Raw genomic sequence first — 24587 nt, forward strand, 5'->3', positions numbered from 1 at the left:
GCGTAAACTGCTCCGCTGATCGCGCCCCTACGGGGGCCGTTTCCTCCGCGGGCTTCCCTCCAGAGTCGGTCCGGTCCATCCGCCCGGATGGCGGACCGGGGGAGGGGGTAGTTGCGTCCGCCCGGGAGGTACGGGAGGCCCATGCCATGCCTATGGACGGCGGCTTGTCCCGGATGGGGCATATCGGGAAAACGGCGCCTGGACGGCTGGAGAGCGCGCATATGATCGACAGGACCCTGGGCGTACCGAATTTGCGCAGCCGGGAATGCGCCAACCAGGTGGAAAGGGTGCTGAACGGCATCCCCGGGGTCTTTGGGCGGGTCGCCTTCGCGGAGGGGGTGGTGCGTGTCGCCGCGCAGGAATCCATTCCCGACAGCGAGCTGATCGCGGCGCTCCGGAAGGCCGGCTTCCAGGCCCATCGGGTGGATACCGAGGAGCCCGGCCCCCTGCGAGTGGTGGTCATCGGTGGCGGGCCGGCGGCTACCGCGGCGGCCGTCCAGGCCGCGGACAGCGGCGCGGAGGTGACCGTGGTGGAGCGCAACGACCTGGGAGGCACCTGCATCAATGTGGGTGCCGTGCCTTCCAAGCTGCGCCTGCGGGCCGCGGAAACCGCCTTCCGGCCCGGCAAACCGGCGTTCGACGGTATCAGCGCCACGGTGCCGGAAGTGGACCTGGGGGCCCTGATCGACCAGGAGAAGCAGTTAGCGCAATCCCTGGGAGACTGCAAGTTCCGCCAGGTCCTCGAGGACCACCCGCGTATCCGGTGGCTACGGGGGTCCGCCCGCCTGCAGGGCCGCAAGCTGGTCACCACAGAGACCTCTGAAGGATCCGAGGAGCTGCACGCCGACCGGATCCTTCTGGCGGTGGGCGCCGCTCCCTACGTGCCGCCCATTGACGGCCTGGCCGCCACGCCTTTCTGGACCTCCGTGGATGCCCTGGAGACGCAAGTCATCCCGGAGCATCTGGTGGTGCTGGGTGGCGGCTACGTGGGAGTGGAAATGGCCCAGGCCTTCCAGCGCCTGGGCAGCCGGGTGACTCTGATCACCCGGCGCGGCCTGCTGGCGGACATGGAGCCGGAGCTTGGCGAGCGGCTCGCCGCCATCCTCGCCGAGGAGGGAATGGCACTCCGCCTCCATACCACCATTCACTCGGTTTCCTACCAGGACGGCTTCTCGCTGGAGACCCGGACTGGGGAGATCTTGCGCGGCGACCGGCTGCTGGTGGCCGCCGGACGGGAGCCGAACACCGATGGCCTGGGCCTGGAGGGGGCAGGAGTGCCCACGGACCGGGACGGCTTCATCCACGTGAACGAACGGCTGCAGACGGATGCCGAGGGCATCTATGCGGTGGGTGACTGCACCGACCAGAACCCGCGGCTGGTGTACGTGGCTGCCGCGGCCGGCGCCCGGGCGGCCACGAATATGACCGGCGGCTTCGCCGAGCTGGAGCTTTCCCTGGCTCCGCAGGTGGTGTTCACCGATCCCCAGGTGGCCTCCGTGGGGCTCACGGAGCGGGAGGCCCGCGAGCAGGATCTGGACGTGGAAGTCCGGGTCCTTCCCCTGAGCCAGGTGCCGCGCGCCGTCATCAACCGCGATGCGCGGGGGGTGGTGAAGCTGGTGGCCGAGCGCGGCGGCGGACGTCTGCTGGGCGCGCACCTGGTGGCCGAAGGCGCAGGCGAGGTCATCCAGACCGCCTGCCTGGGGCTGCGCTACGGCATCAGCGTCGCGGAACTGGCAGGGGGCATCGTTCCCTTCCTGACCATGGCGGAAGGGCTGAAGCTCTGCGCGCAGCGGTTCTCGCAGGAGCTATCCCGGATGCCTTTTTGTGTGGATTGACGGCCGTCAGGCTTTCGCCTTCCGGGTGCCTGCCGAGGTCCGTTCCCCGGGCGAGGGGGCTTTCATGAGCCCGTCGTCTCCCATCGCAGTCGCTGTTTCTCCCGTTCGCGCGGCGCACCGCCGCGCCTACGTGCCGCCGAACGCTTCTCCCCCCATGCCTATGGATCCGGAAAACCGCGCGGGCGGGGCCCATGGTCCTCCGCGGGGCGTATCGTGCCGTTTCCGGAAACCGGTATGCACACCCATGCGTATGGAGAAAAGGGAGGTCCCGAGCCCGGATCATGCCGGTGAAGGGACCGACCGGCTGGGCCATGCGGATTGGACGGCAGCCCCTTGGCGGGCTCCAGCAACGTAAGGCCGACTAGCGTGAACGATGCATACGAACCCTATATGACCATCGGTGTGCTGGCCCAGAAGGCCGGGGTCAACGTGGAAACCGTCCGGTACTACCAGCGCAAGGGCCTGCTGCCCGAGCCGCCGCGACCGCCGGGCGGGGTGCGCTATTACGGGACCGAGGTCATCGACCGCATCCGTTTCATCAAGCGTGCCCAGTATCTGGGCTTCACGCTCCGGGAGGTGGGGGAGCTGCTGGCTTTCGGGTCGGGAAGCTGCAAGGACGTGGAAGGCCTGGCCGCCGCCAAGCTGTCGGAGGTGGAGGCGCGTATCTCCGATCTGCAGGCCATTCGCCAGGAGCTCGAGCGGCTGCTGGAACAGTGCCGCGGCGGCGAGCTGACCACCGAATGGGACCTGATCCGGGTGGTAATCGGCCAGGAAACCGGATCGGACGCCGGCGAGGGCTAGCCCACCGCCGGGCTATTCCATTTCCTCCTCATAGTGCACGAACGCCCGGCGCAGCCGCTCGCCCCACCCCGGGCCCAGCCGTTCCCCGGCTTCGGTGAGCTCCCGCTCCAACCCCTCCACGCTGGCCTGCCGGGCATCGTAGGTGATCTCGAGCCGGTCGCCGCGGAAGCCTACGGTGCGCACCCCCATGAGTCCCTCCAGGAGATCGCGCAGCGTCTCCGCCTGATCCCGGCTCGGCTGATGTCCCAGCCGCAGGCGCCGGCGTTTGACGGCCTCCGGGCCGTGGCCCCGGGCATGGCGGGGGCTCAGGAAAAAATCCGGGTCCTGCAGGAAGCGCTCCTGGCAGGAGGGGGAGCAGAACAGGAAATACATGCCGCGGAATTCCAGCTCGTTGCTGTTCGAAAGCGCGCGCATGGCGCACACGGGGCAGCGGGCGGTCATGGGAAAATCTCCGGGGTGCGAAGTCGGAGCCGTCGTGGTCCAAGGTAAAGAGACGTTCGGCCCGGTAGTCCAGTGCGAAGCCAGCACCTCCGGGTGCAGAATGGCCGGGCCCGGGAGCCGCCGGGATCGGGAGGGAACGTTGTCGCGACATCGCCTGCTACAGACCATGGTTGGCCTGGCCGCCCTCGAGGGGGCGACGGCCGGGGCGGCCGCGCTGCTCTGGGGCCCTTGGGGCCTGCTGGGCGCACTGGCCGTGCTCCTGGTGGTGGGCGACTGGCCCTTCGGCTGGCTGCTGGAGCGCCATGTTCCCGCCCGCCTGGGCCGGGAGGCCCTGCCGGGCACCCGGGCGCGGGTGGTCGCCTCCTTCCGGCCGGGGGAGTCCCGGCAAGCGGCCCGCGGCCGAATCCACGTGCACGGTGCCCTATGGGCCGCGCGGTTGGATCCGGGGACCGAATCCCTGCCCCGGCACGGCGAGTACGTCCGCGTCCGGGCGGTGGAGGGCCTGACTCTGGTGGTCTCTCCGGAGTCGGAGTCGGGCGCCGCCGGGCGTTCGGTCGAGGACTAGCAGCCGGGCTGCACGGCCTCGCGTCCACGAGCCGGCACGATCAGCCGCAGGATATCAGCCCGCCAGGCTCTCCCGCACGCGCTCCAGACGCTCCCGGACCTCCCGCGCCACCTTGGTCAGCCGCGCATTATCGGTTATGCCGAGGATCACCTCCGGGTCCATGAACCCCACCGTCTGGCGGCCCTGCTCGTTCTCGCGAACCACCACATTGCAGGGCAGCAGAAGGCCGATGTCCACGTCCGCCTTGATGGCCTGCTCCGCCAGCGCCGGGTTGCAGGCGCCCAGGATGGTATAGGGTGCCATGTCCGAATCGAGCTTGGCTTTCAGGGTGTCGGCGACGTTGATTTCGGTGAGCACCCCGAACCCCTCCTTGCCCAGGGCCTCAATGACCTGTTTCCGCACGGTCTCGAACTCGCCGGGCAGCTCCGTATGAAATCCGTACATAGATCCCTCTCCTCCATGGGAAGATCGCGGGGGCGGCCCGCCGGGACCGCCGTTTGAAAGGCGTCTCTAGTTTGGGACCCGGGGAAAAGCGGGACCATTCAATCCGCCCGGCGGGGGCCGCATGGCGCCTTGCGGCGAAGCGGGCCGCGGCGGCGCATCAAGCGGCGGGAAGACCCTCGCGCAGGCCGTGTAGCACGATCTTCCCGGTGGCCAGGGCGGGCAGCGCCAGGATCATTCCCGCAAGCCCGAAGAAATGCCCGGCCATGATGATGCCCAGCACCACCATGAGCGGGTGGAGGTTCACCGCGTGGGCCAGGACGCCGGGGACCACCACCGCGTTATCGAAGACCTGCCCGAAGAACACCACGCCCACCGCGCTGCCGATGACCCAGGGATCCAGACCGCTGTCGCCCAGGATGAGCACGGTCGGCGGGATCATGGCCAGCACGGGACCGAGGTAGGGGATGAGATTGAGCACCCCGGCCAGCAGGCCCAGCAGCACCGGTGAGCCGAGGCCGATCAGGAAGAAGCCGCTCCCGGTGATCAGGGCCATGATACCCGACTGGAGCATCACCCCCCGGATATAGGCCTGGAGCTGCCGGGCCACCCGGTAATAGAGGGTCCAGCCCAGCTCGAAGGAGCGGTTGGGAAGCAGGTCCAGGAGGCGATTGCGCAGGAGCTTCCAGTCGCGGATGAGGAAGAAGGTGAGCAGCGGCACCAGCAGCAGCGTGGCCGTGGCGTCCAGAAGCAGGTTGGAGCCCTGCACCAGGGCCCGAGTCAGGCGTTCCTGGCCGCCTTGAGCCAGATCGGCGGTGGCGGCGGAGACATCCAGGTGGACCCCGGTGGCGCTCGCCAGGTGCTCGCTGACGCGCTGCGCGAGCTGGGAGAGGGTCTGCCACAGGGTGGGCAGGTTGCCCTGCAAAAGCTCCACCTGCGCCGCCAGGTGCGGGAAGAGCCAGGCGGCGGCCAGACCGCTTATGGCCAGCAAAAGCACCAGCACCAGGAGGGCGGCCGGCGTGCGCTTGAAGCCGCGCCGCTCGAGGAGGCTGGTGAAGGGCTCCAGCACGGCGTAGAGGATCACCGCTAGGACCAGGGGCACCAGCAGGGGCCGAAGCAGGAAAGCCAGCACGCCCGCCAGGCCGAGGAGCAGCCCGAACAGTCCCAGGACCCGGAGCTGCGGGTAGCGGTGCAGGAGCGTATTCATGGGGTGGTGTCGGCATCGGCGAGCTGGTGGTTCGCCTGGCGCAAACGGGTGGCGAGGATACCGGCCAGATTGCTCATGAAACGGGTCCCGTGGCGGGGCGCCCGGCCCAGCCATTCCTCCAGGTCGGGCCGCAGGAAGAACACCAGCTCCGACGCCTCGAGGCACACGGCGTCGGCGGTGCGCCGCTCCTCGGCCACCAGGGCCACCTCCCCGAAGAAGTCCCCCGGACCGAGCTCCGCTAGGTCCCGGCCGCCGGCGCGGATGGCCACCCGCCCCCGGCGGATCAGCACCGCTCCGGCGCCCACGTCCCCTTGACGGAAGACCGGCTCGTCGGCCGTGAAGCTGCGCAGGTGCATGGCCGCCGTCAGCGCTCGGCACTGGCGCTTGGGCAGGTCCCGGAACAGGGGAGTGCGGCGCCACAGCTCCGCGGCCTCGGTGATCCAGTCCGGACCGGTGCGGAACAGGTTGGTCCACAGGGGGTGCTGGGGCTGCATGGCGCGCGGTTCTCCTGGTGGGGCGACCCGCGAAAAATGCCAGATCCGGGGGGGCTTTCCAAGTGGATGGGATTTTCTATGGTGGACGGAGGCGGGGCCGGAAATGGCCGGGCATTACGGCGGGAATCCGGACTCCGGGCCCATGCATGGAAAGGAAGGCCGGCGCCGGCCGAAAGGAGGCACGATGTGGATGCACGACGGATACGGTATGTGGGGCCTCGGTGGGATCTTCATGATCCTGTTCTGGGTACTGGCCATTCTCGCCATCGCCGCGCTGGTGCGCTGGCTGGCGTTGGGCCCGGGCGGCTCGGCGAGAGACGGTGGGGAAGTTGAAGCGAAAGACCGGCGGGCGCGGCCGCTGGAGATCCTGGAAGAGCGCTATGCGCGGGGGGAGATCGACCGGGAGGAATTCCTGGAGAAGAAGGAGGACCTGTCGGAATAGGCTGTGGGCGCACACCATGCCCCGGCGGGGCGGCAGGGCGCCGCCCCCTTCGCCGGGGAGGGATCAGCGACCGGAAACATCCGGCCGGAACGGGGCGCCCGGTTAGCCGAGCACCCTCCGGAAACGCCGGCCGAGCCCCGTCATGAAGGCGAAAACGCCCATGGCGAGAAGGCTCAGAATGCCCGGCTCCGGGATCTCCTGGGCGGGACCGTCCGCGCCGTCCTGGCCGGCCTGGCCGTCGGAGACGGGCTCGATGGTGCCCGCAGCCACCGGGAGCACGTCCTTGTACCCGGCGGTGCCGTCCACCTCGCCGGGGGTGCCGGCACCGTCGTCTTCAGAGGTGCTCAGGCCGTGCAGGATGATCTCCCGCTGTTCCAGGGGCAGCAGGTCGTCCCGGGTGAAGTCGTTGGCGTAGATGCTCTCGTCGCTGAGGTCGTACACCTCGCTGAAGGAGATGTTGCCGTCCCCGTCGGCGGTGGGGAAAACGGCCTCCTCACCGTCCTCCTGATTCTCGGCGGTCTGCTGGCCGTCTTCGCCGTTATCCTCCGCCTCCTGGTTCTGGTTAGTCTGCTGGTTTTGGTTGGCCTCCTGATCCATGTTGGCCTGCTGGCCCTGATTCCCTTGCTGATTCTGCGCGGCCTCCTGGCCCTGTCCATTCTGCCCCTGGGTAGTGGTGAGCGGCAGAATGACCGGACCGTAGGAGGCGGCTCCTTCCTCCAGCTCAATGAAGCCGTCCCCGTCGGTATCGTCCCCCATTTCCGGAATGGTCGAATCCGTGGGGTTGCCCGAGTCATCGAACAGGCCGTGGATATGCTGGGGATGGGTCTGGTTCTCCTCCAGCCCTGAGGCATCGATATCCACGCTCAACGAATCCCCGTCCAGATTCATGTTGGCGCTACCGTTCACGCCGGAATCGTTCAGGGGCTGCAGGTCGGCGCTGTACGGCACGCCCCAGGCGATGGCCGGGGCGGTCAACAGGACAACGCCGAAAAGACCGAGCTGTTTCGAACTGGTCATTGGTCCACTCCTTGGTTTGAAAGAGGCCTTATACGTCCAATGTGCAGGGCCCTGCTCCCCATATTCCGCAACACATGTGCCAAACGGATTCCGGCTGGGAATAACAAGGATTTGTGTAAAAAGGCGCGGCACCGGGACGCGCAGGGTAAAAAAGGCGAACACCCGGGGCAGCCGGGCTTCGCTTCCGGGCATGGGGTATTAACGCTTCATATTTTTCATGTTTTTCCGATCGGCGGTTCCGATTCGGTTGACGGGGTGGGGTGCACGGGGCAGGTAAAGATGTAAAGGTGATTGACCCCGGAATCCGGGGCTCGGATACGGCGGACTCCCGAGGCTGTGCCGCGGAGTAGTGCCCGGGAGGAGGTAAATGGGCCGATCAGAAGGCATTGCCGGGTGGGGAATGACCCGCACGGGTCGCCGGGTGCCGCATGGCGCCGACGGTAACGGCGATAAACAATCGGCGGTTCCGGGGAAGGGACCGGGACGAAAAAAGGCCCCGGAAAGATCCGGGGCCCGGCCTCCCAGCCAAGGGGGGAACTAGGAGCTGGGCTTATACAAGGCGCACCAGCCGTCCGGAGCGATGCGTCCCTTCACCCGCCCGCAGGTGTAGGCGCCCTGCCAGAACTGGCATTCGGAACACTGCTGCCCGCTTTTCGGGGAATCCTGATAGGCGGCCGCCTCCTTGGTCACCTTGGTGGTGGCCCGCGCCGGTACGCCCGTCAGGCCCAGACCGGCGCATGCCGCCGCGGTCCGGAGAACGTGCTCCAGGAAACGCCGACGGGGAACGGGGCGGTCTTTCTTGCGCATGGGGCTTCCTCCATGGGGCAACTGTGCCGCCGGTCCGTGGGGCCGTCCGGGCCTTTTGCCGGGCCGTAACGCGGTCTCTACGGGTGGGCCTGGCAGGGTCGGGCCACGAGGGGGCCGGAGGGCGGCGGAGGAAACCGAGGCCCATACCCGGGGAAACCGGGCAAGGACCGGTCCGTCCCGAACCGGGTACCTTTCGGGGCGAACGGAGGCGGCGTGGGCCGGTTGCCGGGCGGGTGTCGGTCCGCGGGGCGCAGGCGCGGGATGTCCGCGCCGAGGAGGCCCATCCGCCCGGCGAACGGAGGACAGGACCGTTCGCCGGGAAGGGAATGCGGGAAGCAGGGTGTGGGGGACCCATGTCGCTCCCTCTTGCTGGGAATGTTGCCTTCCGGGGACGCCAAGCATACGGCATGCCCAAATAAAAAGAGCTTCCATATCAGTAGGCTGCAGAATGGACGCGGCGTGGCGGGGAACCAAGTGTAAAGAAAACCGACCACCAAGGAGGCTTCCGACGGGGGCTGATATCCGGGCTTTACAGACACGGAGCGCGGAGCGGGCGGACACCCGATGAGGGAGACCGTAGCCGCGGACAGCGGAGGGCCGGTCGGGCGCTTCCGGCCGGTTCGGTCCCCGCCGCGTTGCCTTCCTCGCATCGGGCGTTCCATGGTTGGAGGGGGATTCAGCTTGGGAGGGGATCATGCGTGTTTCCGGAGTGTGTGCGGCGGCCCTCCTGGGGGGGCTACTGTTGGCGGGCTGCGGGGCCCGGGAAGGACCGCGAATCCATGCGGTGGAAGGGCCGCCGGAGGCCTTCCCCGCGCCCGCGTACAGGCAGGCGCTCCGGGCGGGGAAGCGGGTTTACCGGGTGGACCCCTGCCTCTCTCGGGTCACCATACGCGTCTCTGCGGGCGGACCGCTGGCCGAGCTGGGCCATAACCACGTGGTCTCGACCCGGGAGCTGCACGGCTACGTGCTGGATCCGGCGGCTGGCGGGTCGGGGCGGACGGATATCTACGTGCCGGTGACCGCGCTTGAGGTGGACAAGCCCCGCCTGGTGGAGGAAGCGGGCTTCGACACGGAGCTCTCCGAGCAGGAAAAGGCCCAGACCCGCTACAACATGCTGGCGGAGGTGCTGGAAGCCCATAAGTATCCCTATGTGCGGATCCACGCCACGCCGGCACCGGATTCCCCCACGCCGCCCGAGGCCCTGACCGTTGACCTGACCATTCACGGGGAGACCCAAACCAGGCGCGTACCCGTCCGGATGCGGCGCACGGAGGATTGGCTGGAAGTGCGGGGCCGGCTCTCCGTGCGACACGAGGACTTCGGCATGGAGCCCTTCACCGCGCTGGCAGGGCAGCTGCGGGTCAAGGAGGAGCTGGATCTGCGCTTCCTGGTCCACGCGACGGTCGTGGAGCGGTGGAACGGGGCCGGTGCCGGCTCCGTCCTGGAGGGCGGGGCCAGGCGCTGCACCGTGGGCGGAGTCGTGGAGACGGTGCCAGCGTGGCCCGAGGGCACCGCCGGAGCGGCTCCGGGCTCAATCGAAGGTGGGCAGCCCCAGTAGGCTGGTGCCCGATCCCTGGACCGGGCCGCCTATGCGGAGTCCGCGCTCCGTCACCGTGAAGGTGCGAACCGCCTTGTCCTGATTGGAGCCCCGCATCTTGAGCACCGCCAGTCCCCGGTGGATTGCCCCCTCCTGCTCCAGGTAGCGCAGCAGCACGATGGTATCGGTCATGCTCGACACCTGATCCTCGGAGACCGACGAGCCGCCCTGGATGTTATTGGTGTTGGTGGTGAACAGGGCGGTGATGCCCTGCTCGCGGAGGAAGGCCACCAGCGCGATGACGAACTCGCGGAAGCTCCGCTGGCTGGAAATGCGCTCCAGGGCGGAGAGGCTGTCCACCACCACCCGCCGGGGGCGCCGGGCTTCCAGCAGGTGCTTGATGCGGATCAGGTGGTCCTCCAGGCTGGCGGTTTCGGGATAGGCGGCCGAGATGCGGAGCCGCCCGCCGGCCTCCAGATCCTCCAAGGGCATGCCCCAGCCTCGGGCGTTGCGCCGGAGCTGGTCCGCCCCCTCCTCGAAGGCCAGCAGCAGCGCGGATTCCTCCGGAGCGCCGTTCAGGAAATGGGTGCTGATGAGGGTCTTTCCGGTGCCGGTGGGGCCGGCAACCAGCGTGATGGAGCCCTCCAGGAGTCCGCCGTCGCACATACGGTCCAGCTCGGTGTCGCCGAAGGAGGTGCGCGCGCCGGAGGCGGGCCGGTTGAGCTCGATGGCGGAGAGCGGAACCACGGAGAGCCCGCCCGCTTCCGCGCCGATGGTGAAGGGATACTCCCCCGTCCGGTGGGAGGTGCCGCGCATCTTGAGGACCTCCAGGGTCCGGCGCCGCTTCTCCCCCTCCAGGCCGTTGCGGAGCAGCACCACCGAATCGGCGACGAACTCCTCCACCTGGAAGCGGGCGATGGGGCCATACTCTTCGGTGCGCTCTGCGGTGACCAGGGTGGTGATGCCCATGTCCCGAACCGCCGCCATCAGGCGTCCCAGCGCCCGGCGAACCATCTGCTGGTCGCTGAACTGGGAGAACAGGCTGCCCAGGCTATCCACCACCAGCCGCCGGGCCCCCACCCGGTCCACGGCGTGGCGCAGCCGCGGCAGGAGGGCGCCCAGGTCGAAGCTGCCCGTTACCGATTCCTCGTCCATGCCGGGGGCCAGATCCACGAAGGCCCACTGCCCGCTTTCCTCCCACTCGGCCACGGGCCAGTCCAGGGCGGCGAGATTGGCGCGGATGGCCGCCGGCGGCTCCTCGCAGGTGACGAAGACCCCGGGCTCCTCCCGGCGCCGGATCCCCTCGGCAAGGAACTGGGCACAGAAGACCGTCTTCCCGCTTCCCGAGGAGCCGGCCACCAGGGTCGCCCGACCGCTGGGCAGGCCGCCGTCGGAGATGAACTCGAAGCCCGGGATATCCGTTGGGAACTTGCATACCGCCTGCCCGGCGGTGCCGGGGGAAGCTTCAGCCATGGGGGTCCGCTCCGTTGTGGGGGCCGTGCAGAGGGCGCAGGTCCAGGCCCAGAAGGACCTGGTCCTTGTCCGACAGGTCCCCGATTACCCGGCGCAGGGGCGTCGGGAGCTCCTTGATCAGGGTCGGAGTGGCCAGGATTTTCTCGTCCTCGGCAAGCTGGGGCTTCTCGAGAACGTCGATGATCTCCAGCTCGTAGCGGCCCGCCAGCTCCTCGTCCATGATGCGCCGCAGGTTCGCGACGGCCTGCTGGGAGTGCTGGGTGGGTCCGGTGATGTAGAGCTTGAGCAGGTATTTCTCCATGGAGCCTTCCTACCGGCTGGCGGGATGCGTGTCGGGGGAGTACGGATGATCCGGGCTGCGGAGGTGCTCGATCAAGGGCCCCTGGGGCATGGGTCTGGCGAACAGGAATCCCTGGGCGAAATCGCAGTTTTCCAGCGCGAGGCAGGAGGCCTGGGCCCGGGTCTCCACCCCTTCCGCCAGCACGGAAAGGCCCAGGCCGTGGGTCATGGCGATGATGGCCCGCACCAGGGAGCGATTCTCTGCGGAGTCGGGGAGGTCGCGTACGAAGGACAGGTCGATCTTCACCAGGTCGAAGGGCAGCTGGCGAAGGAAGGTGAGGGCGGAGTAGCCCTTGCCGAAGTCGTCCATGGCGATATGCAGCCCGCGACGGCGGAGCTGGGACAGTATGCGCACCGATTCCCGGATGTCGCCCGTGACGCCGGACTCGGTGAGCTCGATGCCCAGGCGGTCCCCGGAGATCCCCTCCTCCCGGAGGACCCGGTCCACCAGCCCCACCAGGTCTCCCGACACCAACTGCTGGGCGGAGACGTTGACCCAGACCCGGTCCACGCCTACTCCGGCCCGGTCCCATTCCCGGAGATCCGTGCAGACCTGGTGGAGGACCCATTCGCCCACGGAATGGATGAGTCCGGTTTCCTCCAGCAGGGGGATGAACTCGCCCGGCGAGACCATGCCGTGCTCCGGTGCTTCCCAGCGGAGGAGTGCCTCCAGGCCCTTCAGGCCGCCGTCGGCGAGGGAGACCTGGGGCTGGTAGAAGACCCGGAATTCGCCCTGGGTCTCCGCTCGCCGCAGGCCCTGCTCCAGTCGGAACCGACGCGAGGCCGCCTTTCCCTGGTCCGGGACGAAGGTCTGGATCTGGCTGCGTCCGGAGCCCTTGGCCTCGTACATGGCGGTGTCCGCCCGCATGAGCAGGGTCTCGGGGTCCCGGCCGTCATCGGGATAGAGGCTGACACCGATGGTGCCCGCGGGGGTGATCTGGTTGCCCTCGATGTCCATGGGGGAGGCCAGGCTGTCGCGGAGCTTTTCCGCCACCGCCAGGGCGTCCTCCCGGGTTTCCACACCCTCGAGGATGATGGTGAACTCGTCGCCGCTCATGCGCGCGACGGTGTCCATGGCGCGGGTGCCGTCCCGCAGCCTGCGGGCCACCTCGCGGAGTAGCTGGTCCCCGGCGGCGTGCCCGAGGGTATCGTTGACCTCCTTGAAACGGTCCAGGTCCAGGAAGAGCACCGCGAGGCGCGATCGGCCCTCCCGTGCCCGTTCCAGGGCGGATTCCAGGGCCCCGCGGAAGCTGGTGCGGTTGGGAAGGCCGGTAAGGTCGTCGTGGTAGGCCTGGTAGCGGGCCGCTTGCTCGGCCCGCTGGCGCTCGGTGACATCGTGGAAGGTCACCAGGAAGGCGCTGCCCCCGCCCCATACCGTGGGCTGGAAGCTGATCTCCGCCACGCCGGCGCTGCCGTCCTTGCGGCGGATGTCGATCTCCGTGCTCCGGCCGGATACCACGGGGATGCCCAGGGGCGTTCCCTCCAGCTCCTCGGCGCTGCGGTTCATGAGCTGCTGCGCGGCGGGGTTGGTGAACAGGATGCCCCCGTTCTGGTCGTCCACCACCATCATCCCGGTCTGGGACTGGGTGATGAGCTCGCGGATCTCCCGGAAGGTGCCCTGGAGCCGCTCGGCCATGCGGTTCAGGCTGTCGGCCAGGTCGCCGATCTCGTCGTTACCGTTCTCCTCGGCGCGCAACTCCAGGTTGCCGCGGCCCCATTCCTGGGCGACGCCGTTCAAGCGGTGCAGCCGGCCCAGTATGCGCCAACGGACCAGGAGAAAGACCGTGAGCCCGGCCAGCAGGACCATGCCCAGCGCATAGCCGATGGCGTTCCAATAAGTCTCGCTCAGCTGGGTCTTCGCCGTCTCCAGGGTGGTGCTCACCCGGACCACGCCCAGCACGGAGCGGTCCGAATAGCCGTGGCAGCTCTCGCAGGCGGGCTCATTGACCAGGGGAAAGAGGTAGTCGATGCGGCCTTCTTCCCAGCGGGCCCGGCTTACCCGCTCCCCCTTCAAGGCGCTCTGAAGAAGCGCATCGGGGAGGTCGGTTGGGGTCTTCCCGGGCCGGGCCGGCCTGGTGAAGGCCTCCCCGCCCAAGTAGGCGTTGACCCGCCGCAGGGTCTGGCGGTCCCGGAAGGCCAGCTTTCCGCCGGGCCGCAGGACCTGAATGCTTTCCAAAGAGGGATGGGTGCGTGTCTCCGCCAGCCACTCCCGCACAAGCTCCGCATTTCCAGTGAGCAGGAGGCTGTGCAGGCTCGAAACCATGCCCTTCTCGAAGCCTTGCAGATGATGGCGCTTTTCGCCGATGACGGTGCTCTGGTACAGGGTATGCAGCAGGAGGAGCCCGATGGCGAGGAGGACGCCCAGTACCAGGGAGAGGGTGAGGGCGAATCGGGCGCTGAGCCGGGACCAGTACCGCCGGCCGGAGGAAGAACGCGTAAGCAAGCCCGGCCCTTCCCTGTGGAGCTATAAAAGGGGTTTCGCGAGAACCTATCGGAACCTGCCGATCTGCGCAATTCCCTTATGCGGTTACGAAGGGTTTCGTAGAAACGGGCCGGTGACAGGGAAGCGAACCAGGGCTCCGGTAACAACTTCCGGCGGGTGCCCGGGAAACGGGGTGCGGACTCCGGCACGGGCCCGGGCCCCGGCTCATAGGTGCTGGAGTCCGTGGCCGGCATGGAGCCGGCCACGGTACCGTCCTGCTCAGGGAAAACGCCGGGTTCCCCAGCGCAGGGTGAGGAGGGCCCCTACGAGAAGCGCCACCACGGCGGGATCCAGCAGGCTGCTCATCCCCCAACGGTTGCCGGTGGCCGCTTGCCCCTGCCCGGGGGCCCGGGCAGGGGCCGCCGAGCCCGGTCCTTCGCGCGTCCGCCCCGTGCTTTTCCGCTCCATGCGGGCCGAGAGGCTGAAGGATTGCCCCGCCTCCCGCGGCGGTCCGGCACCGGGGGCGGCATGCGCGGATCCGGAATTTTCCCCATCCCGTCGCCTGTTGGAAACAAGGATCCGTTCCTTGGAGCCCGGGGACATGCTTTCGCGGCCCCGGGATTGCCGGGAATGGACCGGTGGCTGGGCGGCTTGCGCCATGCTGTCGCCATGGGCAGACGGATTTCCCGCAGAGGCCGCGAAAACGGTCGCGGGTGCGGCGAGCAGAACGATGGCCGGAACGAGCGATAGCGTGTAACCAACGGATGCAGCGGAATATTTTGCAGACATGGATTCCCCCCGCCTTTCGGGATACCTCGGTCCCTACCCCGGAAGCTGCATCAGGCGTTCCTTTTTGGTTTCCGTAAATTTTTCAGGACGCTGTTCCGGGACGGCGGGCCCCATGGGAAAAGTCTGTCAATTCCGTCGACGGGACAGTCCGGAATTTCGCGGCGTGGAGGGAGGCGGGTCCATTTGTCTGTCGGATGGGGCCCTCTATAATGCCGGGCGCGCCCTTAGCACTCGAGGCCCACGTGGGAACTTCTTCCGACCTCCTTCCGGAACCGGAAGCCATCGCCGAATACCTTTCCGCCAGCCTGGGCACTCCCTCGGAGGTCCTGGGGCCGGAGCTGTGGGTGCTGTACAAGCTCAAGCAGGCGGCGCGCCGCTCCGGCGGGGTGCTGGCGGTGCCCCTCTACAATCTGGAGGGAGAGGAGGCGGTGGAGCTGGGCTGGATGGCCATCGGCATCCGCATGGCCGTGGCCATCGGCGGCACCATGGTCCGCGACCCCAACCTCCGGGAGAAGGTGGGCTTCAACCAGACCGACGAGCTGCTGATGGACGCCGCGCAGGAAACCCTCAACATCGTCAGCGTGGCCTTCAACCAGAAGCTGGAGACCCTGGGCTGGCACAGCGGCATCCGCACCGGGACCATGGAGATGCTCTCCCCCGAGGAGCTGGACAGGCAGGTGCTGCGGACGGGGGAGGGCGTGCTGTCCGGTCTCTATATCCTGCGCTTCCCGAAGCTCAACCTGCCTTCCTGGACCAAGCGACTGGGATCGCTGGGAATCGCCTTCCACTGCGACCCGGAGCAGGGGCCGCGGCCCCTGATCATGCGGTCCGGCGATGAATAGCATCCCGCCCGGCAGAAAGTCATTCCCATGAGCGATTCCCGGAGGGAGCGCCCTTTCCCGGCGAACGAGCTGCGGATGCTGGCGGAACGGGTCCACGAGGGGTCCCTCAGTCCCGGGGCCGTGGACTACCTCCTTTCCGCGGCGGGGCGCCTGGAGGAGCTCCTGGCCTACCGCCCGGGTGGGGGGCCGGTTCCGGAGGCGGGCGAGCCCTCCTCCGGGGCGGTGGAGAGCCTGGCCGACCTACAGGACCGGCTCGGCGCGATCGGCGACCGGGCGGCTGGCGCGGGCGCCGATCCGGCTGTAACGGAATACCTGCGGACCGTGCTCCTGCGGGCCACTCTCCTTCACCAGCAGGAGCCCCCGGATATGCGTCTGGTTCCCCGCTTTCCCGAGACGCGGCCCGCCCGGGTGCATCCCGCCGGGGGCTCTACCCTGGACGCGCTCCTGGTGGACCGCTCCGCCCTGGGGTTCGGTCTTCGCGCCGGGGAGCCGGTTGCCGAGGGTCAGCTGGCGACCCTGGAGCTGCCGCCCGTGGCGGACGCCGAGGCGGAAGTCCATGAGTGCCTGGTGATCTTCTGCCGGGAAACCGAGCCCGGGGTGCTCCGGGTCGGCCTGGATGTGGTGGATGGGGACTGTGCGGGCTAGCAAGTCCCGGCAGGGCCGCCCTTTTTTCCTCCCAGAATCGGCGTATCCCCCTTCCCTGGCTCGGCATCCTGCACCAAAGTGGGATACCCGTTCGAAGTGCCGTGACCGAACACGCACCCCTTTGGTAGGAATCCCATGAGCGACGATCCCATCCGTTTCGACGGACTCTCCTATAACGACCTCCGCGGACCCGCCGGTCTGCAGCGCCTGGACGAGCGTTTCCGCGTGCACCTGGAGCAGCAGGACCCGGAGCTGCTGCGGCGCTTGGTGGATTTCCGCCAGGCGGCGAGCACGCCGCCCGCGCTGGAGCACAGCCAGCTCCTGCTGGACCTCGCCCCGCACGTGGAGGCCTTCATCGCCGCGCTGTTCGGCATCGACGCAGCCACCCGGGAGGCCGGCGTGGCCACGGCGGCGCAGAATCCCCCCTTCGCCTTTCAGCAGGAGGTGGTGCAAAAGCGCACCAAGCGCCTGTGGGGGAAGGTGGAGGAGGACTTCGCCGACCTGGATGCCTGGCTGGACGATCGGCTGAAGGCGCATGGTATCGACCGCGCCGACCGCGAGCTGGCGGTGGGCGAGCTCACCGTGGCCCTGGCGGCGGACCGCAAGGCCAACAAGGCGGAGCTGGACCGGCTGGCGGCCTGGGCGGTGCGCGCCCGCGAGACGGAAGAGGGCCGGGCCGTCACCGGCGACTGGGTGAGCTTCCGCACCCCCGACCGGGTGGACGTGGACCACCTGGTGCCGGTACGCAAGGCCACGGACAAGTCCCCCAACGCGGTGGAGTCCCCCGGCCGCTTCCGGGCGCGGGACGGCTTCGAGCTCACCGATCCGCGCATGTCCGCCCGAGAGGCCCAGGGGGAGGTGAACTACTGCATCTACTGTCACGACCACGACGGCGACTTCTGCTCCAAGGGCTTTCCCGAGAAGAAGGGACAGCCGGAGCTGGGCTTCAAGGTGAGCGCCATCGGCAACACGCTGCACGGCTGTCCGCTGGAGGAGAAGATCTCCGAGATGGACCTCCTCAAGCGGGACGGCTACACCATCGCGCCGTTGGCGACGGCCATGGTGGACAACCCCATGGTGCCCGCCACCGGGCACCGCATCTGCAACGACTGCATGAAGTCCTGCATCTTCCAGAAGCAGCAGCCGGTGAATGTCCCGCAGATCGAGACCCGGGTGCTCACGGATGTCCTGGATCTGCCCTGGGGCGTGGAGGTGTACGACCTGCTCACCCGCTGGAATCCCCTCCGCCACGAGCAGTACGTGCAGAAGGCCTACAACGGCAAGAAGGTGCTGGTGGCGGGCATGGGCCCCGCCGGCTTCACCATGGCCCACCACCTGACCATGGAGGGCTGCGCGGTGGTGGGGGTGGACGGCCTCAAGATCGAGCCCCTGCCGGAGGAGTTCCGCGACCGCCCTATCCGTGACTACGCCGAGCTGGAGGAGCCCCTGGACCGCCGCATCAACTACGGCTTCGGCGGGGTGGCCGAGTACGGCATCACGGTGCGCTGGGACAAGAACTTCTTAAAGCTCATCTACCTGACCCTGGCGCGGCGGGAGACCTTCCAGGTGTTCGGCGGCGTGCGCCTGGGCGGCACCCTGACGCTTGAGGACGCCTGGGCCCTGGGCTTCCATCACGTCTGCAACGCCAGCGGAGCTGGGCTGCCGCGGGTCATCCAGATGGGCAACAGCCTGGCGCGGGGCATGCGCCAGGCCAACGACTTCCTCATGGCCCTGCAGCTCACCGGTGCCGCCAAGCAGGAGAGCCTGGCCAACCTCCAGGTGCGCCTGCCGGCGGTGGTGATCGGCGGCGGCCTCACCGCCATCGACACCGCCACCGAGCTGCAGGCCTACTACATCCAGCAGGTGGAGAAGGCCCTGGACCGCCACGAGCGCCTGGCCGCCGTCTACGGCGAGGAGTCCCTCTGGGAGAAGCTGGACGAGGAGAACGCCGGCATCCTGGAGGAGCTCCTGGCCCACGGCCGGGCGGTGCGGGCGGAGCGCGAGCGGGCCGCGGCGGAGGGGCGCAAGCCGGACTTCCTGCCCCTGCTGCGCGAATGGGGCGGGGTGACGGTGGCCTATCGCCGGCCCATGAACGAGTCCCCCTCCTACAAGCGCAACCACGAGGAAGTGGTCAAGGCGCTGGAGGAGGGTATCTACTTCGAGGAGCGCCTGGAGCCCATCCACGCCGTCCTGGACCGCTTCGGGCACGTGCAGTCCCTGCAGTTCCGGCGCCGGCGCGACCCCCAGGGCAAGCCCCTTTCCGTGCCGGAGGACGTGGAGCTGCCGGCGCGGGGTATCTTCGTGGCGGCCGGAACCGTGCCCAACACCATCTACGAGCGGGAGCATCCCGGCACCGCGGAGCTGGAGGACAACCACTACCGGCCCTACGTCCACCACCGCCACGAGCTCCAGGCGGTGGATACGCCGCAGCACTGCAAGGAGGAGGAGTTCGGGCCGTTCACCTCCTATCGGGCCGACGGCCGGTACATGACCTTCCTCGGCGATACCCACCCCGCCTTCTCGGGCAGCGTGGTGAATGCCATCGCCTCCGGGCTGCGCACCTATCCCCACGTCATGACCGCCCTGCGCGACCAGGGGCCGGTGGAAGCCGACTGGGTGGCGTATCGGGCCTTCCGGGAGCGCATGGAATACATGCTCGCCCCGCGGGTCTCGTCGATGGACGCCAGTCATCCGGCAGTGGTGGAGCTGCGGGTGCGCGCCCCCATGGCCGCGCGCAACTTCCGGCCGGGGCAGTTCTTCCGCATGCAGACCTTCGAGAGCCACGTGCCCAAGGTGGCGGACACGCGCCTCCAGGTGCCGCTGCAGACGGTGAGCGGCGCCGGCGTGGAGGGGGACCTGATGCGCCTGTTCGTGCTCAAGGGCGGCATCGGCGGCCGCCTGTCGGCGCGTCTCAAGCCCGGCGATCCCCTGGTGCTCATGGGCCCCACCGGCGCGCCCACGGAGATGGGCTCGGGCAAGACCATCATGGTGGTGGCCGGGCGCTGGGGGGCGGCGGTCATGCTGGCCCTGGGCCCCGCCCTGCGCGCGGCCGGCAATCGGGTGATCTATTTCGGCGCCTTCCGCCGGGCCGAGGAGCCGTATTACCGGGAGCAGCTGGAGGCGGCCACGGACCAGATCGTCTGGGCCACCGCCGACGGCGAGCCCATCCCCGCGAGCCGGCCACAGGACATCAGCGTTTCCACCGGGGACGCGGTGGACCTGATTCGCCGCTATGGCGACGGCGAGCTGAGCGGCCCCGAGGCACCCCACCTGCCCCTGGGAGAGGTGGACGAGGTGCTGGTCATGGGCTCCACCGGACTGCTCTACGGCATGCAGCAGGCCCTTTCCCCGGACGGGGCCCTGGCGCCGTATTTCCGGGAAGGGGTGGAGATCCAGGGCACCGCTGGCAGCCCCATGCAGTGCATGCTCAAGGGCGTGTGCTCGCAGTGCCTGCAGTGGCAGGTGGACCCGGAGACGGGCCGCCGTACCCAGACCGTGTTCTCCTGCGCGGAGCAGGACCAGCCCCTCCTGGCCCTGGATTTGGAGAACCTTTGGGCCCGCCAGACCCAGAACCGGCTCCCGGACATGATGGCCGATCTGTGGCTCAATCACCTCCTTGAGGGAGAGTAGGGCTTGAGGACCAGCACGCCGGGCTTTCGTATGGCCTTCTTATGGCCTTTTTCCGGCGCGAACCCCAAGCGACCAGGGATCTCCCGGGGGGTTCGCACGCGGAAAGGTCCCCTGAAAATCAAACATCTAGTTTTTTCTGCTGGTTTGAGCGCTTTTCCGGCCGCGATGTGGCCCGAGGTTCGCGCACGACGCCTGCTTTTCCCCGCCTGGCCAGTGACTTAAGGTAGAGCGGTCGCCCCCCATGCGGGGGCGTGGATAGGAACGGCGAGTCCGGTTATCAGTATGTTTGGCCCGTTTTACTCGGCGGGGCTTTACTGTTTTATCTCGATTGTACGGCAGCTCAGTGCATGCCGGGTCCCGCCCGGCCCCACCCGGGTGTAGATCGCCAGCGGGATGCGCATTGGCTCCCCGGAGCGGGATTCCCAATCGAAGACGGCCTGTAGCGGCCGCTCGCCGCTTTCCAGGAAGCGGGGGAGGAGCCCGGCGTTGCCCAGCTCCTGGGTGCGGAGCTGGACCGTCTGATGCGGTTGAAGGTCCCCGAAGTCCACGTTGGTGAAGGCGGGGGGCGCCTCGCTTTGCCGGGAGTCGTAGATCAGCCTGCCGCTGGCCGCGTACAGGCGCATGCGCTTCAGGTGCAGGACCCGGGAGGCGCTGATGTTGCGGATGGTCCAGAGAGCGGAGACGTCCGGCGACCGGTAATTGCCGCCGCAGACGAAGGTGCCGGCTCGGGCGGACAGGTCGGCGTCCGCGGTGGTGGCCGGGACCGGGCCGGCGCCGGAAAGGGTGATCCCGCCGGCGAGACAGGCGATGAAACGAATAGGCGGCATGGAAGCGTCCGTGGCGATGGGCCTTCTCCATGTATTCCCATGTCTCCGGGGGAGCTGCCAAGCGGTGGAGGACGCTCCCGTCCCGCGGACGGAATGCGGAACCTCTTCGCCTTGTACGGCTCCCGCTTCTTCAGCTCCTCAACCGGGACGAAGACCTCCTGGCCGCCGAAGCCGAGGAAACCGCCTATGGCCAGGGCCATGCCCACCTGCTGGCCTTGCTTGCTGGCCACCACTTCCCGGACCTCGCCCACGTTCTCCCCGCCGCAGCTCTCCCCCGTCCCCGGGACGAGCGGGCCCGGCCCTGTAGGGCCTCCCGCTTTTGGAAGGCCCGCTCCCGGCCTGTCCCATGTGCGCACATGCCACCACAGCGCCTTGACCGCCCGCGGCCACGGCTTGTTCTCGAAAATGATGCTTATGGTTTGCAGGCGAAGTGCCAATAGGGGACAGCCCAGTCCCGACCTGGGGGAGAGCTCGGGAACCGGAATTCCCCCAGCGTCCGGTCTCCGGGCGGGTCCGTCGGTTTCGGACAAGGCCCGGAATAATGGGGGTATAGCGTCCGCTGATTTGACCGGACAGGGGGTTTGGTGTCTTAGTTGGGGGACCAGGGCGTATTTCTGAGGGGGTAGTGAATGGCCGTAACGCTTGGGGTACCCAAGGAAACCACGGAGACCGAGAACCGAGTGGCTCTGGTTCCCGATGTGGCTAGACAGCTCATCGGCCGTGGGATGGAAGTGCGGATGCAGCCGGGGGCGGGGGCCGGAGCCTTCTTCGCCGACGGCGATTACCACGACGTGCGGATGGTGGAGGAGCGGGAGGACCTGTACCGCGAGGCGGACGTGCTGCTCAAGGTCCAGCCCCCGAGCCTGGAGGAGATCGATCTGCTCGGTCCGGAGACGGCAGTGCTGGGACTCCTGGATCCCCTGGGCAGCCCGGAGCGGGTTTCGCGGCTGCGCGATCGGGGGGTCACTGCCTTCGCCATGGAGCTGGTGCCCCGCGTGGCCCGGGCGCAGGCGATGGACGCCCTTTCCTCCCAGGCCAGCATCGCCGGATACAAGGCCGCGCTGATGGCCGCGGACCTGGCGCCCCGGTTCTTCCCCATGCTCACCACCGCCGCCGGGACCGTGCGGCCGGCCAAGGTCCTGGTGCTCGGCGCGGGGGTCGCCGGCCTGCAGGCCATCGCCACTTCGCATCGGCTCGGCGCCTCGGTGTCCGCCTATGACGTGCGGCCCGAGACCAAGGACCAGGTGGCCTCTCTGGGGGCCACCTTCCTGGAGCTTGGCGTGGGCGCCTCGGCGGAGGGCGGTTACGCCCGGGAGCTCACCGAGGAGGAGAAGCGCCAGGAGCAGGAGCTCCTGGCGGACCGGATCGCCGACATGGACGTGGTGATCTCCACGGCTGCGGTGCCGGGCCGAAAAGCGCCGATCCTGGTGCGGGAGGCGGATGTGACGGCCATGCGCCCGGGATCGGTGATCGTGGACTTGGCCGCCGAGACCGGCGGCAATTGCGAATGCACCCAGGCCGGGGAGACGGTGCGCCACGAGGGGGTGCTGGTCTATGGGCCGCGCAACGTCCCGGGCCGCCTGCCCGTTCACGCCAGCGAGATGTACGCCCGCAATCTGGCCAATTTCCTGGACCTGCTGGTACGGGACGGGCAGTGGGCCCCGGACTGGGAGGACGAGGTGGTCGCCCAGACCGTGCTCACCCGGGAAGGCAGCGTAGTCCCCGAAACCGTCCGCGAGCGGGTGGAAGGAGGTGCAACTTGATCGAAGGCTTCGTCGCGCTCTATATCTTCATCCTGGCCGCGTTCACCGGCTACGAGATCATCAGCCGGGTTCCGGAGACCCTGCATACGCCGCTCATGTCGGGGGCCAACTTCGCACACGGCATCGTCGTGGTGGGCGCCATGGTCGCCCTCAGCCACGCGGATTCGCTGGCCGGGCAGGCGCTGGGCTTCGTGGCCGTGCTGCTCGCCGCCATGAACGCGGTGGGCGGCTACGTGGTCACCGAACGGATGCTGCGCATGTTCAAGCACAGCCAGGGAGGCCGGGAATGAGCTACGTTCTCCAGAGCGGCTATCTGGTGGCCGCGGTACTGCTGATCCTCGGCCTGCGCGGCATGAGCTCGCCCCGGACCGCCCATCGCGGCCTGGTCTGGGTAGGGGTGGGCATGGTGCTGGCGGTGCTCGTCACCTTCATCCACACCGGCACCGGCAACATCGGGCTGATGCTTCTGGCTCTGGTGCTGGGCGGTGTCCTTTCGGCGGTCTACGGTCGGCAGGTGCCCATGACCGCCATGCCCCAGGGGGTGGCCCTGTTCAACGGCATGGGCGGCGGCGCCGCCGGCGCCATCGCCGCCGTGGAGCTGGTGGGCGGTTCGGCGACGGGGGGCGCGCCGCTGGTGCTCGGCGTGCTGGGCGCCCTGATCGGTACCGTCTCCCTGACCGGCAGCGGCGTGGCCTTCGCCAAGCTGCAGGGCTGGATGCGGCGACCCCTGCGCTTCGCCGGCATGCCGCTGGTGAACGGCCTGCTCGCGGTATTCGCGCTGGGCCTGGGCATCGCCCTGATGGCCGGGGTACAGACGGATCCCGTGCTGGCCGCCTACTTCGGGGTGGCCATGGCCCTCGGGGTCCTGCTGACCATGCCCATCGGCGGGGCCGACATGCCCGTGGTCATTTCCCTGTACAACGCCGCCACCGGCCTGGCGGTGGCCTTCGAAGGCTATCTCCTCAGCAACCCGGCCATGATCATCGCCGGGACCGTGGTCGGCGCCGCCGGTACCCTGCTTACCCTGCTCATGGCCCGGGCCATGCATCGCACGGTGTTCCAGGTGGTGGGCGCGGGCTTCCGATCCCCGGAGGCCGACGCGGCGGCCACGCAGGAGGGCGGGATGCTCAAGGGGATCGAGCCCGTGGACGCGGGCATCCAGCTCGGCTACGCCCGCAAGGTGATCATCGTTCCCGGCTACGGGATGGCGGTGGCGCAGGCCCAGCACAAGGTCTGGGAGCTGGTGCAGCGCCTGGAGGAGCGCGGCGTGGAGGTGAAGTTCGCCATCCACCCGGTGGCGGGCCGGATGCCGGGCCACATGAACGTGCTGCTGGCCGAGGCCGGGGTGCCGTACGATCTGGTGGCCGATCTGGAGACCATCAATCCGGAGTTCGCCCAGGCGGACGTGGCCCTGGTGATCGGTGCCAACGACGTGGTCAATCCCTCCGCCCGCAACATGCCGGACAGTCCCATCTACGGCATGCCCATTCTCAACGTGGACGAGGCCGCCAACGCCATAGTAATCAAGCGGGGCAGCGGCCAGGGCTTCTCCGGGGTGGAGAACCCGCTGTTCACCGCCGACAACACCCGCATCCTGTTCCGGGATGCCCTGGAAGGGGCCTCGGATCTGGTGCAGGCCCTGAAGCAGGCATGAGCGGGGCGGAGCGGAAGCCGGCCGATGGGCCGTGCCGTACGGTGCGGGGCCTCGGCTGGGGCTTCCGCTCCGCCGCCTGCTGCCTGGCCGCGGCGTCCCTGTTCGGGCTGGCCGCGGGGTGCACGTCCGTGAAGCTGCTGAACGCCGACCCGCCGCGGGTCTCGGTGGTGAGCCTGAAGGCCGCCGAGCTGTCCCTGATCGAGCAGCGCTTCATCGTGGCCGTCCGGGTGCGCAATCCCAACGGCTTCGCCCTGCCCATCGCGGGGCTGGATTACCAGCTGGCCCTGAATGGCGAGGAGTTCGCCTCCGGCGCCACGGACCGTGGGATGGAGGTGCCCGCCTTCGGCGAGCGGGTGGTACCCGTGCCTATTACCAGCACCCTGCTGACGAGCTTCAACCGGATCCAGCGCTGGCGGCGGAATTCCCCGGAGATGCTGGAATACCGGCTCAGCGGCCAGGTGCGTCTGGCCGGCTCCTCCGCCGTGCTGCCCTTCGAGCGGTCGGGTGCCGTGGACCTGAACGGCAAGGGCGGCGCGGAGCCGGGCGCGCAGACCCTGCCGGCCTGGCGCCGCGCCCTGTCCCCCATCCTGGCGGGTGAGTAGGAGCGGAGCCGCCG

At 68.6% G+C, this 24587-nt stretch carries 22 protein-coding genes; 12 read left to right on the top strand and 10 right to left on the bottom strand.

Annotation, left to right across the window (positions count from 1 at the left end; all coding sequences use genetic code 11):
- Nucleotides 1-221: 221 nt before the first annotated feature.
- On the top strand, nucleotides 222-1835 hold the full coding sequence (gene merA, locus ACERLL_RS05690; RefSeq protein ID WP_373655100.1) for a mercury(II) reductase: 1614 nt from the start codon (nucleotides 222-224) through the stop codon (nucleotides 1833-1835).
- 390 nt (nucleotides 1836-2225) lie between these two features.
- Nucleotides 2226-2636: a MerR family transcriptional regulator gene (locus ACERLL_RS05695; protein WP_373655101.1), complete on the top strand. Its 411-nt coding sequence runs from the start codon at nucleotides 2226-2228 to the stop codon at nucleotides 2634-2636.
- Nucleotides 2637-2648: 12 nt separating this feature from the next.
- Here ACERLL_RS05695 and ACERLL_RS05700 read toward each other — a convergent pair whose 3' ends face one another.
- Nucleotides 2649-3077 carry a hypothetical protein gene (locus ACERLL_RS05700; protein ID WP_373655102.1) on the bottom strand — a complete coding sequence of 143 codons (429 nt, stop codon included), beginning with the start codon at nucleotides 3075-3077 and terminating at the stop codon, nucleotides 2649-2651.
- 139 nt (nucleotides 3078-3216) lie between these two features.
- Here ACERLL_RS05700 and ACERLL_RS05705 point away from each other — a divergent pair, with 139 nt between their 5' ends.
- Nucleotides 3217-3642, top strand: coding sequence for an NfeD family protein (locus tag ACERLL_RS05705; protein WP_373655103.1), 426 nt, complete (start codon nucleotides 3217-3219; stop codon nucleotides 3640-3642).
- A gap of 54 nt (nucleotides 3643-3696) precedes the next feature.
- On the opposite strand, the gene ACERLL_RS05710 is transcribed toward ACERLL_RS05705, so the two are convergent.
- The 3 genes from ACERLL_RS05710 to ACERLL_RS05720 form a co-directional block, all read right to left on the bottom strand.
- Nucleotides 3697-4086 carry a DUF302 domain-containing protein gene (locus ACERLL_RS05710; RefSeq protein ID WP_373655104.1) on the bottom strand — a complete coding sequence of 130 codons (390 nt, stop codon included), beginning with the start codon at nucleotides 4084-4086 and terminating at the stop codon, nucleotides 3697-3699.
- 157 nt (nucleotides 4087-4243) lie between these two features.
- Complete coding sequence (locus tag ACERLL_RS05715; protein ID WP_373655105.1) at nucleotides 4244-5290, bottom strand: AI-2E family transporter; 1047 nt, start codon at nucleotides 5288-5290, stop codon at nucleotides 4244-4246.
- A complete protein-coding gene (locus tag ACERLL_RS05720; protein WP_373655106.1) occupies nucleotides 5287-5784 on the bottom strand; it encodes a cyclic nucleotide-binding domain-containing protein in 498 nt (165 codons plus the stop codon). The genes ACERLL_RS05715 and ACERLL_RS05720 overlap by 4 nt, the downstream gene beginning before the upstream one ends.
- Nucleotides 5785-5974: 190 nt before the next feature.
- Between ACERLL_RS05720 and ACERLL_RS05725 the strand changes: the two genes are divergently transcribed.
- Nucleotides 5975-6226: an SHOCT domain-containing protein gene (locus tag ACERLL_RS05725; protein WP_373655107.1), complete on the top strand. Its 252-nt coding sequence runs from the start codon at nucleotides 5975-5977 to the stop codon at nucleotides 6224-6226.
- A 102-nt stretch (nucleotides 6227-6328) separates the two neighbouring features.
- On the opposite strand, the gene ACERLL_RS05730 is transcribed toward ACERLL_RS05725, so the two are convergent.
- Together ACERLL_RS05730 and ACERLL_RS05735 are read right to left on the bottom strand one after the other, a co-directional pair.
- Nucleotides 6329-7243 carry a hypothetical protein gene (locus ACERLL_RS05730; RefSeq protein WP_373655108.1) on the bottom strand — a complete coding sequence of 305 codons (915 nt, stop codon included), beginning with the start codon at nucleotides 7241-7243 and terminating at the stop codon, nucleotides 6329-6331.
- 537 nt (nucleotides 7244-7780) lie between these two features.
- Nucleotides 7781-8050 (bottom strand): high-potential iron-sulfur protein, encoded by a 270-nt coding sequence (locus ACERLL_RS05735; RefSeq protein WP_373655109.1) that lies wholly within the window; start codon nucleotides 8048-8050, stop codon nucleotides 7781-7783.
- 694 nt (nucleotides 8051-8744) lie between these two features.
- On the opposite strand from ACERLL_RS05735, the gene ACERLL_RS05740 reads away from it, so the two are divergent.
- Nucleotides 8745-9608, top strand: coding sequence for a YceI family protein (locus tag ACERLL_RS05740; RefSeq protein ID WP_373655110.1), 864 nt, complete (start codon nucleotides 8745-8747; stop codon nucleotides 9606-9608).
- Here the strand turns inward: ACERLL_RS05740 and kaiC are convergent.
- Genes kaiC through ACERLL_RS05755 form a run of 3 tightly spaced genes read right to left on the bottom strand, consistent with a single transcriptional unit; the run spans nucleotide 9582 to nucleotide 13842 of the window.
- Nucleotides 9582-11060: a circadian clock protein KaiC gene (kaiC, locus tag ACERLL_RS05745; RefSeq protein WP_373655111.1), complete on the bottom strand. Its 1479-nt coding sequence runs from the start codon at nucleotides 11058-11060 to the stop codon at nucleotides 9582-9584. The two genes, ACERLL_RS05740 and kaiC, sit on opposite strands and share 27 nt — an antisense overlap.
- A complete protein-coding gene (kaiB, locus tag ACERLL_RS05750; RefSeq protein WP_373655112.1) occupies nucleotides 11053-11361 on the bottom strand; it encodes a circadian clock protein KaiB in 309 nt (102 codons plus the stop codon). Before kaiB ends, kaiC begins: the two co-directional genes overlap by 8 nt.
- Before the next feature lie 9 nt (nucleotides 11362-11370).
- On the bottom strand, nucleotides 11371-13842 hold the full coding sequence (locus ACERLL_RS05755) for a putative bifunctional diguanylate cyclase/phosphodiesterase (protein ID WP_373655113.1): 2472 nt from the start codon (nucleotides 13840-13842) through the stop codon (nucleotides 11371-11373).
- Between the two features lie 1010 nt (nucleotides 13843-14852).
- On the opposite strand from ACERLL_RS05755, the gene ACERLL_RS05760 reads away from it, so the two are divergent.
- The 3 genes from ACERLL_RS05760 (at nucleotide 14853) to ACERLL_RS05770 (ending at nucleotide 19727) form a co-directional block, all read left to right on the top strand.
- Nucleotides 14853-15452 carry a hypothetical protein gene (locus ACERLL_RS05760; protein ID WP_373655114.1) on the top strand — a complete coding sequence of 200 codons (600 nt, stop codon included), beginning with the start codon at nucleotides 14853-14855 and terminating at the stop codon, nucleotides 15450-15452.
- 27 nt (nucleotides 15453-15479) lie between these two features.
- A complete protein-coding gene (locus ACERLL_RS05765; protein WP_373655115.1) occupies nucleotides 15480-16097 on the top strand; it encodes a hypothetical protein in 618 nt (205 codons plus the stop codon).
- Between the two features lie 135 nt (nucleotides 16098-16232).
- A complete protein-coding gene (locus ACERLL_RS05770) occupies nucleotides 16233-19727 on the top strand; it encodes a pyridine nucleotide-disulfide oxidoreductase (RefSeq protein ID WP_373655116.1) in 3495 nt (1164 codons plus the stop codon).
- A gap of 311 nt (nucleotides 19728-20038) precedes the next feature.
- Here ACERLL_RS05770 and ACERLL_RS05775 read toward each other — a convergent pair whose 3' ends face one another.
- Nucleotides 20039-20554: a hypothetical protein gene (locus ACERLL_RS05775; protein ID WP_373655117.1), complete on the bottom strand. Its 516-nt coding sequence runs from the start codon at nucleotides 20552-20554 to the stop codon at nucleotides 20039-20041.
- 629 nt (nucleotides 20555-21183) lie between these two features.
- On the opposite strand from ACERLL_RS05775, the gene ACERLL_RS05780 reads away from it, so the two are divergent.
- The 4 genes from ACERLL_RS05780 to ACERLL_RS05795 are packed head-to-tail and all read left to right on the top strand — an operon-like array spanning nucleotide 21184 to nucleotide 24573.
- A complete protein-coding gene (locus tag ACERLL_RS05780) occupies nucleotides 21184-22317 on the top strand; it encodes an NAD(P) transhydrogenase subunit alpha (RefSeq protein WP_373655118.1) in 1134 nt (377 codons plus the stop codon).
- Nucleotides 22314-22607 carry an NAD(P) transhydrogenase subunit alpha part 2 gene (locus ACERLL_RS05785; RefSeq protein WP_373655119.1) on the top strand — a complete coding sequence of 98 codons (294 nt, stop codon included), beginning with the start codon at nucleotides 22314-22316 and terminating at the stop codon, nucleotides 22605-22607. The genes ACERLL_RS05780 and ACERLL_RS05785 overlap by 4 nt, the downstream gene beginning before the upstream one ends.
- On the top strand, nucleotides 22604-23971 hold the full coding sequence (locus ACERLL_RS05790) for an NAD(P)(+) transhydrogenase (Re/Si-specific) subunit beta (RefSeq protein WP_373655120.1): 1368 nt from the start codon (nucleotides 22604-22606) through the stop codon (nucleotides 23969-23971). The genes ACERLL_RS05785 and ACERLL_RS05790 overlap by 4 nt, the downstream gene beginning before the upstream one ends.
- Nucleotides 23968-24573, top strand: coding sequence for an LEA/WHy family protein (locus tag ACERLL_RS05795; RefSeq protein WP_373655121.1), 606 nt, complete (start codon nucleotides 23968-23970; stop codon nucleotides 24571-24573). Before ACERLL_RS05790 ends, ACERLL_RS05795 begins: the two co-directional genes overlap by 4 nt.
- Nucleotides 24574-24587: the final 14 nt, after the last annotated feature.

Origin of the sequence: Thiohalorhabdus sp. Cl-TMA, assembly GCF_041821045.1 — a bacterium.
Taxonomy (GTDB): Bacteria; Pseudomonadota; Gammaproteobacteria; order Thiohalorhabdales; family Thiohalorhabdaceae; genus Thiohalorhabdus; species Thiohalorhabdus methylotropha.